At 71.0% G+C, this 9,659-nt stretch carries 9 protein-coding genes; 6 read left to right on the forward strand and 3 right to left on the reverse strand.

Going from position 1 to position 9,659, the window contains the following annotated elements:
* From SCI24_RS19300 to SCI24_RS19310, 3 genes are all read left to right on the forward strand, one after another.
* On the forward strand, window positions 1-1,078 hold a 1,078-nt coding region (locus SCI24_RS19300; RefSeq protein WP_318726924.1), incomplete at its 5' end, for a M24 family metallopeptidase.
* A gap of 65 nt (window positions 1,079-1,143) precedes the next feature.
* Entirely contained in the window at window positions 1,144-2,355 is a 1,212-nt protein-coding gene (ubiH, locus tag SCI24_RS19305) for a 2-octaprenyl-6-methoxyphenyl hydroxylase (RefSeq protein WP_318726925.1), read from the forward strand.
* A gap of 147 nt (window positions 2,356-2,502) precedes the next feature.
* Window positions 2,503-3,774, forward strand: coding sequence for a UbiH/UbiF/VisC/COQ6 family ubiquinone biosynthesis hydroxylase (locus tag SCI24_RS19310; RefSeq protein ID WP_318726926.1), 1,272 nt, complete (start codon window positions 2,503-2,505; stop codon window positions 3,772-3,774).
* On the opposite strand, the gene SCI24_RS19315 is transcribed toward SCI24_RS19310, so the two are convergent.
* From SCI24_RS19315 to gpmI, 3 genes are all read right to left on the reverse strand, one after another.
* Window positions 3,752-5,056, reverse strand: a complete 1,305-nt coding sequence (locus SCI24_RS19315; RefSeq protein ID WP_318726927.1) for a S41 family peptidase — start codon at window positions 5,054-5,056, stop codon at window positions 3,752-3,754. The genes SCI24_RS19310 and SCI24_RS19315 overlap by 23 nt on opposite strands.
* A gap of 72 nt (window positions 5,057-5,128) precedes the next feature.
* Entirely contained in the window at window positions 5,129-6,286 is a 1,158-nt protein-coding gene (locus SCI24_RS19320; protein ID WP_318726928.1) for a murein hydrolase activator EnvC family protein, read from the reverse strand.
* A gap of 23 nt (window positions 6,287-6,309) precedes the next feature.
* Complete coding sequence (gpmI, locus tag SCI24_RS19325; RefSeq protein ID WP_318726929.1) at window positions 6,310-7,884, reverse strand: 2,3-bisphosphoglycerate-independent phosphoglycerate mutase; 1,575 nt, start codon at window positions 7,882-7,884, stop codon at window positions 6,310-6,312.
* 393 nt (window positions 7,885-8,277) lie between these two features.
* Here gpmI and SCI24_RS19330 point away from each other — a divergent pair, with 393 nt between their 5' ends.
* The 3 genes from SCI24_RS19330 to SCI24_RS19340 all read left to right on the forward strand — a co-directional run.
* Window positions 8,278-8,700, forward strand: coding sequence for a rhodanese-like domain-containing protein (locus tag SCI24_RS19330; protein WP_282733883.1), 423 nt, complete (start codon window positions 8,278-8,280; stop codon window positions 8,698-8,700).
* A 58-nt stretch (window positions 8,701-8,758) separates the two neighbouring features.
* Window positions 8,759-9,283, forward strand: coding sequence for a protein-export chaperone SecB (gene secB, locus SCI24_RS19335; protein ID WP_106231121.1), 525 nt, complete (start codon window positions 8,759-8,761; stop codon window positions 9,281-9,283).
* 13 nt (window positions 9,284-9,296) lie between these two features.
* On the forward strand, window positions 9,297-9,659 hold a 363-nt coding region (locus SCI24_RS19340), incomplete at its 3' end, for an RsmE family RNA methyltransferase (RefSeq protein WP_318726930.1).

Raw genomic sequence — 9,659 nt, forward strand, 5'->3', positions numbered from 1 at the left:
GGACCGCGACCCGACCCTGGAAGCCTGGACGGGCATCCGCCTGGGCGCCGAGGGCGCCGTGCGCGAGCACGGCATCGACCAGGCCTTCGAGAATGCCGAGCGCGGCGCGCGGCTGGCCGAACTGCTCGACGGGTGTCATGCCCTCTACCTGCCGCTGGGCGATGCCGAGGCCCTGTCGCTCGCCGAGGAGGTGCGCGGTGAGCTGGCCGGCCGCTCACGTCGCGGGGCGGTGGCGCCATCGGCCTTCGCCGACGTCAGCGACCTGATCCACGAGCAGCGCCTTCGCAAGAGCGAGGCGGAGCTGGCCCTGATGCGCCATGCCGGGGCGATCTCCGCCCGGGCCCATTTGCGGGCCATGCACACCGCTCGCCCGGGGCTGATGGAGCGACAGCTGCAGGCCGAGCTCGAGCACGAGTTCCGCTGGCAGGGCGGCAGCGGTCCGGCCTACGCCAGCATCGTCGGTGGCGGCCTCAATGCCTGTGTGCTGCACTACATCGAGAACCATGCCCCCCTGGAGGATGGCACCCTGGTGCTGATCGATGCCGGCGCCGAGTTCGATCTCTATGCCGGTGACATCACCCGCACCTTCCCGGTCAACGGCCGCTTCTCCGAGGCCCAGCGGGCCCTCTACGAGGTGGTGCTGGCCGCCCAGGAGCGCGCCGTCGCCGCGGTCCGCCCCGGCGCCACCCTGGCGACGATCCACGAGGGCGTGGTGCACGACCTCACCGCAGGCCTCATCGAGCTGGGGCTGCTGCAGGGCGACGTCCAGGCGCGCATCGACGATGGCAGCTACAAGCGCTTCTACCTGCACTCGACCTCCCACTGGCTGGGACTCGACGTGCATGACGTGGGGGCCTACCGCCACGAGGGCCAGCCCCGCGCCCTGCTGCCCGGCATGGTGCTCACCGTGGAGCCCGGCCTCTACGTGCCCGATGACGACGACCTGCCCGAGGCCTTCCGCGGCATCGGCATCCGCATCGAGGATGACGTAGCGGTGACCCCCGACGGTCACGAGGTGCTGACCGCGGACGTGCCCAAGCGGGTGGCGGAAATCGAAGCCCTGATGGACAGAAAGTGACCAGCCGAGGAGTGGTTGCCAATGCCTTTATGTAATGTACGTTATGAAATAATGGGGCGGTGGCCATGACACCGAATCAAGCAGAAAGGGTGGATATCGCCATCATCGGTGGCGGCCTGGTGGGCGCCAGCCTGGGCTGTGCCCTGGCCGCGCTGGTCGAGCGGGCGGGGCTCAGGGTGGCGGTGATCGAGGCCGCAACGCTGCCGCCACAGCAGGCCGGGCCCTGGCAGCCCAGCTTCGATGCCCGGGCGAGCGCCATCGCGGGTGGCTCCGCCCGGCACTTCGCGAGCCTGGGCGTCTGGGACCGCATGGCCGAGATGGCCGCCCCGATCCGCACCATCCACGTCAGCGAGCGGGGCCGCCTGGGCGTGACGCGGCTGCGCGCCGCGGAACTGGGCGTCGAGGCGCTGGGCCACGTGATCCCCAACGCCTGGATGGGGCGGGTGCTGCATGGTCGGCTGAGCGAGCTGCCGCTGGCCTGGCACTGCCCGGCGAGGGTCGAGGCGATCCACCCCGTCGCCGATGGGCATCGGCTTCAGCTGTCGGATGGCAGCGCGCTGGAGGCCGGGCTGACGGTGCTCGCCGACGGCGGTCGCTCGGGGCTCAAGGAGCGACTGGGGATCGAGAGCCATGAGCGGTCCTACGACCAGGTGGCGCTGATCGCCAGCGTCGAGGTCAGCCGCCCCCACGGCGGCGTCGCCTACGAGCGCTTCACGCCGGCGGGGCCTATCGCCCTGCTGCCCCTCCAGGGCCAGGCCATGGAACTGGTCTGGACCCACGCGCGGGGCGAGGAGGGCCGTCGCCTGGACCTTTCCGACGGGGACTTCCTGGCCGAGCTGCAGCAGGCCTTCGGCGACCGGGCCGGGCATTTCCGGCGGGTGGGTCGCCGCCATGCCTACCCGCTGTCGCTGATCACTGCCCGCGAGACCGCTCGCCCCGGGCTGGCGGTGCTGGGCAACGCCGCCCATGCCCTGCACCCGGTGGCCGGCCAGGGCTTCAACCTGGCGCTGCGCGGTGTCATGGACCTGGTGGCCGCCATCGAGGCCGGTATCGAGCGGGACGAGAGCCCGGGGAGCCCGGCGGTCCTGCAGGACTTCGAGGCGCGTCGGGACGCCGACCGTTCCAAGGTCATCCGTTTCAGCGATGGCCTGGTCCGCCTGTTCGGGGTCGACATGCCTCTGCTCTCCCATGCCCGCGGCGCCGGCCTCGTAGGGCTGAACCTGATGGGGCCACTGCGTCGTGGCCTGGCCCGCCGGGCCATGGGGCTGGAAAGATAACGGCTGGCAGGGTAGCGGCGGGGTAAGGTAGTGCCTGGCGCGCTGGCCGCCGGAACGGGAAGGGCAGTAACGACGGGGGTGGCCATTGGGCACCGACACACGGAACAGAGAGCATGGCCATCGGGGCCATCACGGGGGGCAGAGGTCATGAGCGCAGAACAGGGACCCGCGCCGGCGACGTTCGAGGTGATCATCGTCGGCGGCGGCATGGTGGGCACGGCCCTGGCCTGCCTGCTGGGCCAGGCGGGGCTTGAGGTGGCGTTGCTGGATGCCCGCGAGGCACCGCTCGACCCTGACGCCGCGGGCGAGGGGCCGCCCTCCATGCGGGTCAGTGCCCTGACCCCGGTATCGCGGCAGCTGCTGGAGGGGCTGGGGGCCTGGGAGTGGATGGCCTCGCGCCGGGTGAGCCCCTACCGCTTCATGCAGGTCTGGGATGGCGAGGGCAGCGGCGAGGTGAACTTCTCCGCGGAGCAGGCCGGGGTGCCGGTGCTCGGGCATATCATCGAGAACGACGTCACCCTGGCGGCACTGGAGGCGTGCCTTGCCGAGCTGCCGAGCGTCCAGGCGCGCTTCGGTGCCCGGGTGGCCGGGCTCGAGTCCGGTGACGACGGGCGGACGGTACGGCTGGCGGATGGCAGCCGGCTGACGGCCCCCCTGGTGGTGGCCGCGGACGGCGCCCGCTCACCGCTGCGCGAGATGGCCGGCATCGGTGTCCGGACCCGGGATACCGGCCAGGTGGCCGTGGTCACCACGGTGCGTACCCGCCTCGCCCATGGCGGCGTGGCGCGCCAGGTCTTCCTCCCCACGGGGCCGCTGGCCTTCCTGCCGCTGCATGTCGAGGGTGGCGACCGCCACTGCTCCATCGTCTGGTCCACCTCCCCGGAGGAGGCCGAGCGCCTGGTGGCCCTGCCCGGGGAGGCACTGGGCCTGGAGCTGGCGGCGGCGATCGAGCACCGGCTGGGCGAGGTGACGGTGACCGACCGGGCGCTGGCGGTGCCGCTCAGCCAGCGCCATGCCGAGCGCTACGTGCTGCCGGGCTTGGCCCTGGTGGGGGACGCGGCGCACAGCATCCATCCCCTGGCGGGCCAGGGGGTGAACCTGGGGCTGATGGATGCGGCGGTGCTCGCCGAGGAGCTGGTCACGGGCCGGCGACGGGGGCTCTCCGCGGGGGATGCGACGCTGCTGGGTCGCTATGCCCGGCGGCGGCGCGGCGACAATGCCGCCATGCTGGCGCTGATGGACGGTTTCCGGCTGCTGTTCGGGGCCCGCCATCCGGCGCTCACCCTGGCGCGCAACCTGGGGCTCTCCGGCGTCGACCGGCTGGGCCCGCTCAAGCGGCTGCTGATGCAGCAGGCGACGGGGCATCGTGGTCGCCTGCCCCGCGCCTGCCGGCCGCTCAGCCGCCGCGACGCTGGCTGAGCACGTTGAGGGCCTTGAGCAGGTTGAGGGCCTCGCCGAGCTGGTAGTCCTCGCGCAGGCGCTCGCTCATCTCGCTGCGGGTGCGCTGCTCGTCCTGGGAACGCAGGTGGCCTTCCAGGTCAGATTCGCGCACGTCCAGGCCACTGCCCTCGGCCACTTCCAGGCGGCCGCGGATCACCTCCACGTCGGGCTCGATGCCCTGGGCCTGGATCGAGCGCCCGTCGGGGGTGAAGTAGAGCGCGGTGGTCAGCTTGAGCCCCTCGCCGTTGCCCAGCGGCATGATCTGCTGCACCGAGCCCTTGCCGAAGCTCTCGGTCCCCATCACCACGCCGCGGCGCTGGTCCTGCAGGGCGCCGGCGACGATCTCCGCCGCCGAGGCGCTGCCGCCGTTGATCAACACCACCAGCGGCACGTCGGCGGCTGCCGTCTCGCGACCGGCCGAGAAGCGCATCTCGCTGTCCGGCAGGCGCCCCTCGGTATAGACGATCAGCCCCTCGTCGAGGAAGGCATCGGCGACGTCCACCGCGGCCTGCAGCACCCCGCCGGGGTTGTTGCGCAGGTCGAGCACCAGGCCCTTGAGTGGCCCGTCGCGCTCCAGGCGGCGGATGGCGCTGCCGACCTGTTCGCCGGTGCGGGTCTGGAACTGGCTGACCCGCAGGTAGCCGTAGCCCGCCTCCAGCAGCTCGCTCTTGACGCTCTCGGTGCGGATGACCTCGCGGGTCAGGGTGACCTCCTGGGGGGCGCTCTCGCCCTGGCGCAGGATGGTCAGGCGGATCTCGGTGCCGGGGTCGCCGCGCATCAGGTTGACCGCCTCCTGCAGCGAGAGGCGGTCGGTGGGCGTGTCATCGATGCGCAGGATCTTGTCCCGTGACTGCAGGCCGGCCCGGGAGGCCGGCGTGTCGTCGATGGGGGTGATCACCGTCAGCTGGCCATCCTCCATGCCCACCTCGATGCCCACGCCGCCGAACTCCCCCTGGGTGGACTCGCGCAGGCTCTCGAACTCCTCGCTGTCCAGGTAGGCGGAGTGGGGATCGAGCTCGCTGAGCATGCCGCGCATGGCGTTGCGCAGCAGGTCGGCATCCTCGACCTCCTCGACGTAGGCACGCTTGATGCGTTCGAACACCTCGGCGAAGGCCTGGATCTCGGCGACCGGCAGGTCATTCTCCGGGCTCTGGTCCTGGGCGGCGACGGGCAGGGGGGCGAGCGCCAGCAGGGCGGCCGGCAGCAGTGCCGACACCAGGCGGCGCGTCACGGTGGGCAGAGCGGCGGGACATGGGGGCATGCAGATTCTCGCGGTTCCGGAGGTGGCAGCCCAGCATAGCCCGGGGCCGGGCATCTATGGAATAGCCGGGCCTCAGGGCTGGCGGGCGATCCAGCGTCGCGGGTCGATGGGGTCGCCGCCGCGGCGTACCTCGAAGTAGAGCCCCGGCCGCTGCTGGCCGCCGCTGTCGCCTACCGCGCCCAGGGTATCGCCGCGGGAGACGGCAGAACCGACCTCCGCGGTGAAGTGCTGCAGGTGGGCATGCAGGGTCATGACCCGGTCGCCGTGATCGACGATCAGCAGGTTGCCGAAACCGCGCATCCAGTCGGCGAACACCACCCGGCCGGCGTGCACGGCCTTGACCGGGGTGCCCGCGGCGGCCCGGATCAGCAGGCCGTTGCGATGCACGCCCGCCCCCTCGTGGAAGGTGGAGGCGATGCTGCCCTGCACCGGCCATGGCAGCTCGCCGCGGGTCTGCTCGATGGCCGTGGAGGGCGGTGGCCGCTCCAGCCGAGCCAGCCGCTCCTGTACCTCGCGCAGGGTGCGCTCGGCATGGGCCCGGTCCTGGGCGAGCGTCGCCAGGCGGGCCTGTTCGCTGGCGAAGCGCTCGTCAAGCTCGGTCACCAGGGTGGCACGCTGCGCCATCTGCTCGGCCAGGGTGGCGCTGCGCTCGGCAAGCTCCTCGGCCACGGCCTCGAGGCGCTCGGCGCGCTGCGACAAGGTACGGCGAGTCTCCGCCAGCTCGTCATCGAGCCGCGCCAGCGCGTCGAGGCGCTCGTTGCGTGCCCGGGCCAGGCGGTTGAGGTAGGTCTGCAGGCGGTCGAGTCGCGCCGGGTCGTCCTGGTTGAGCAACAGCTTGAGCTGGGGGGTGCGGCCGAGGCGATAGAGGGCATCGAGCTGGGCCGAGAGGGCATCGACCTGCTCGGCACGCTCAGCGGCCAGCTGATCGCGGCGCGCCTCGAGGCTGATGATCTCGTCATCGAGGGTGCGCCGCTCGGCCTGCAGGGCGTCGAGGCGGCGGTGGGTCTCGGCCAGTGCCGTCTCCACCTCGCGCAGCGCCTCACTGGCCTCGTCCCGGGCCTCCCGAGTGGTGGAGAGCTGCGTTGAGACCTCCTTGAGCTCCTCGCCGAGGGCATCGAGGCGCGCCTGCGCCTCGCGCTCGGAGGGCTGGGCGGCCAGCGGGGAAGCCAGGCCCAGCAGCAGGACCAGTCCCGGCAGCCATGCGCCGAGCGCCGCGATGCCTCTCGCCATTCCCTGGCCTCCCCCCGACCGGCTCAGTCGCGCTCGATCAGCACACGGCCGGTCATCTCCTCGGGGATCGGCTGGTCCATCATCGTCAGCAGGGTCGGGGCGATGTCGCACAGGCTGCCGTCGTCCAGCAGTCGCGCCGGGCGCTCGCCGACATAGATCAGCGGCACCTCGAAGGTGGTGTGGGCGGTCTGGGGCGCCCCGGTCTCGGGGTGGACCATCTGCTCGGCGTTGCCGTGGTCGGCGGTGACCAGGCAGGCACCGCCGACGCGCTGGATCGCCTCCACCACCCGGCCGACGCAGGCGTCCACGGCCTCGATGGCCTTCACCGCGGCGTCGAAGTCGCCGGTGTGGCCCACCATGTCGCCGTTGGCGTAATTGCAGACGATCAGGTCGAACTGGCCACCATCGATCGCCTCCACCAGGCGGTCGGTGACCTCCTCGGAGCTCATCTCGGGCTTCTCGTCATAGGTCTTCACCTCCTGGGGGGAGGGCACCAGCACCCGGGTCTCGCCCCGGTACTCCTCCTCGCGGCCGCCGGAGAAGAAGAAGGTGACGTGGGCGTACTTCTCGGTTTCGGCGATGCGCAGCTGGGTGAGGCCGCGCTTCTCCATCACCTCGCCCAGGGTGTTGACGAGCTCCGCAGGCGGGAAGGCCGCCGGGGCCGGGATGTCGGCGGCATACTGGGTCAGCATCACCAGGCCGTCGGCGGCGAGCCTGGGCCGCACGCGGCGCTCGAAGCCGCTGAAGCCCTCCTCGACGAAGGCGCGGGTCAGCTCCCGGGCGCGGTCGGCGCGGAAGTTCATGAAGATGGCGGCATCGCCGTCCGCCATGGTCACCGGCGCGCCGCTCGGGCGGATGCTGGTGGCGGTGACGAACTCGTCGGTCTCGTCGCGCTCGTAGGCCCGGCGCAGCCCCTCCTCGGCCCCGATCGCCTCGAATTCCCCCTCGCCCTCGGTGATCAGGCGGTAGGCCTTCTCGACACGATCCCAGCGGTTGTCGCGGTCCATGGCGTAGTAGCGGCCGATGATCGAGGCTACGAAGCCGTTTTCCGGGCCGACCAGCTCGGCGAGGCGGGCGTTGGTGCGCTCCAGCGAGTCCATGGCGCTCTTGGGCGGCATGTCGCGGCCGTCGAGGAAGGCGTGGACGTAGATCTTCCGCGCGCCGCGGCGCGCGGCCAGCTCGGCCATCGCCAGGAAGTGCTCCTCATGGCTGTGCACGCCGCCCGGCGAGAGCAGGCCCAGCAGGTGCACCGCCTTGCCGTCTGCCACGGCGGCATCGATCGGCGCGGTGAGGGCCTCGATGGTGTCCAGGTCGCCGTCCTCGACGGCCTTGGTGATGCGCGTGAAATCCTGGTAGACGATGCGCCCGGCGCCCAGGTTCATGTGGCCGACCTCGGAGTTGCCCATCTGGCCATCCGGCAGGCCCACGTGGCGGCCGTCGGTATGGATCAGGGTGTGCGGCTGCTCCTGCCACAGGCGATCCATCACCGGGGTGCGGGCGGCGAGCACGGCGTTGTCCCTGGCGTCCTCGTTGTAGCCATAGCCGTCGAGGATGATCAGCGCCACCGGGCGCGGGGTGGGAGTGCGGGGGTCGGTCATGGGGAGGGCCTCTTTGTCCTTGTCAGCCCCGGCAGGCGCGCGGGCGGTCACCGGGGTCGCGACTTGCATCTGCTTGCGGCATCATATCGCAGGGCACCGCCGGACGTCATTTGAGCGGCCCCGGCCTCAGGGCTATCGCAGATGGAAGTAACGCTCGAGGCTGTTCCGGCGACAGGTCTTCTGGGAGGCGCTGTGAACCCCTCCCTGGGCGCTACCGATGCCATCCCTGGCATAGGACCTCCCCTTCGACCTGTCCCCGGCGCCTCTCGCTTCGGGTAACTGCGATTGCCCTGCCCGTAGGCCGCGGCCTGCCGTGGCTTTGTGTATACTGGGCGCCGCCGCGACTGGCCGGCCCCGTTCACCGTGCACCCGAGACAAGAGTTAGCCGAACCCATGATCGATCAGCTGTTCGAATTCGTGCAGAATCACCCGCTGCTGGTGGGGGCCTTCCTGCTGGTGTTGACCGCCTGGATCGCCTATGAGGTCCGCAACAGCAGCAGCGGAGGCGTGACCTCCGGAGAGGCGACCCAGCTGGTCAATCGCGAGGACGCCGTGGTGCTGGACCTCCGCGAGGCCGGCGAGTTCAAGGCGGGCCACATCGCCGGGGCGCGCAACATCCCCCAGAGCAAGCTCGACGAGCGCATGCGCGAGCTCGAGAAGTTCAAGGGCAAGCCGATCATCGTGGCCTGCAAGCATGGCCAGAGCGCCGGCGTCGCCCAGGCCAAGCTGACCAAGGCGGGCTTCGAGCGGGTGCTCAAGCTCAAGGGCGGCATGGCCCAGTGGCAGGCCGATGGCCTGCCGGTCGTCAAGAAGTAGCGCCACCAGGCCGCGACGCATCATCGACACGCATTCACCGAATCAAAGGACCTTTCCCATGGCGGAAGAGAACAACCAGAACGCCGGCGCCAACGGCCAGGCGGCCGGCCAGCAGGACAAGCCCCAGCTGCAGTTCGCCCTGCAGCGCATCTACGTCAAGGACATCTCCTTCGAGGCACCCAACTCGCCGACGGTCTTCCAGCAGCCGTTCAAGCCCAAGGTCGGCCTGGACCTGAACACCACCAGCCGCCAGGTCGGGGAAGGCCTCTACGAGGTGGTCGTCAAGGTCACCGCCCAGGTCACCCACAGCGAGGAGGGTACCACCTCCTTCCTGGCCGAAATCGAGCAGGCCGGCCTGTTCCGCATCAGCGGCATCGAGGGTCAGCAGCTCGACCACACCCTGGGCGCCTTCTGCCCCAACATGCTCTTCCCCTATGCCCGCGAGTGCATCGACAACCTGGTCAACCGGGGCGGCTTCCCGCCGCTGATGCTGGCGCCGGTCAACTTCGAGGCGATCTACGCCCAGAAGAAGAAGCGCGAGGCCGAACAGGCCCAGCAGTCGGGCGAGCAGGCGACCCAGTAAGGGTGAGCGCCTCGTGTCAGTGAATGTCCTGCACGTGAAGGCCCCGCGCATCCACGTCGCCGCCGACCTTGCCGTCGGCGGCGACGTCGTTCTGCCCGAGGGGCCGGCCCGCCACGTGGCCCGGGTGCTGCGCCTGGCCGAGGGTGCGTCGCTGCGGCTCTTCGACGGCGCCGGCCGGGAGGCCTGGGCGGTAATCACCGAGGCCTCCCGCAAGCGAGTGGTGGCGCGCATCGAGGCCGTCGCCCCTGGCGCCGGCGAGTCGCCGCTCGTGGTGCACCTGGGGCAGGCGATCTCCAAGGGCGAGCGCATGGACTACGCCATTCAGAAGGCGGTCGAGCTCGGCGTGGCGGCGATCACCCCGCTCTATACCGAGCAT

This window comes from Halomonas sp., from assembly GCF_033549285.1.
Classification (GTDB): domain Bacteria; phylum Pseudomonadota; class Gammaproteobacteria; order Pseudomonadales; family Halomonadaceae; genus Halomonas.

Coding starts and splice junctions, on each gene's coding strand:
- ubiH (WP_318726925.1), top strand. CDS start 1,144: ATGACACCGAATCAAGCAGAAAGGGTGGATATCGCCATCATCGGTGGC.
- SCI24_RS19310 (WP_318726926.1), top strand. CDS start 2,503: ATGAGCGCAGAACAGGGACCCGCGCCGGCGACGTTCGAGGTGATCATC.
- SCI24_RS19315 (WP_318726927.1), bottom strand. CDS start 5,056: ATGCCCCCATGTCCCGCCGCTCTGCCCACCGTGACGCGCCGCCTGGTG.
- SCI24_RS19320 (WP_318726928.1), bottom strand. CDS start 6,286: ATGGCGAGAGGCATCGCGGCGCTCGGCGCATGGCTGCCGGGACTGGTC.
- gpmI (WP_318726929.1), bottom strand. CDS start 7,884: ATGACCGACCCCCGCACTCCCACCCCGCGCCCGGTGGCGCTGATCATC.
- SCI24_RS19330 (WP_282733883.1), top strand. CDS start 8,278: ATGATCGATCAGCTGTTCGAATTCGTGCAGAATCACCCGCTGCTGGTG.
- secB (WP_106231121.1), top strand. CDS start 8,759: ATGGCGGAAGAGAACAACCAGAACGCCGGCGCCAACGGCCAGGCGGCC.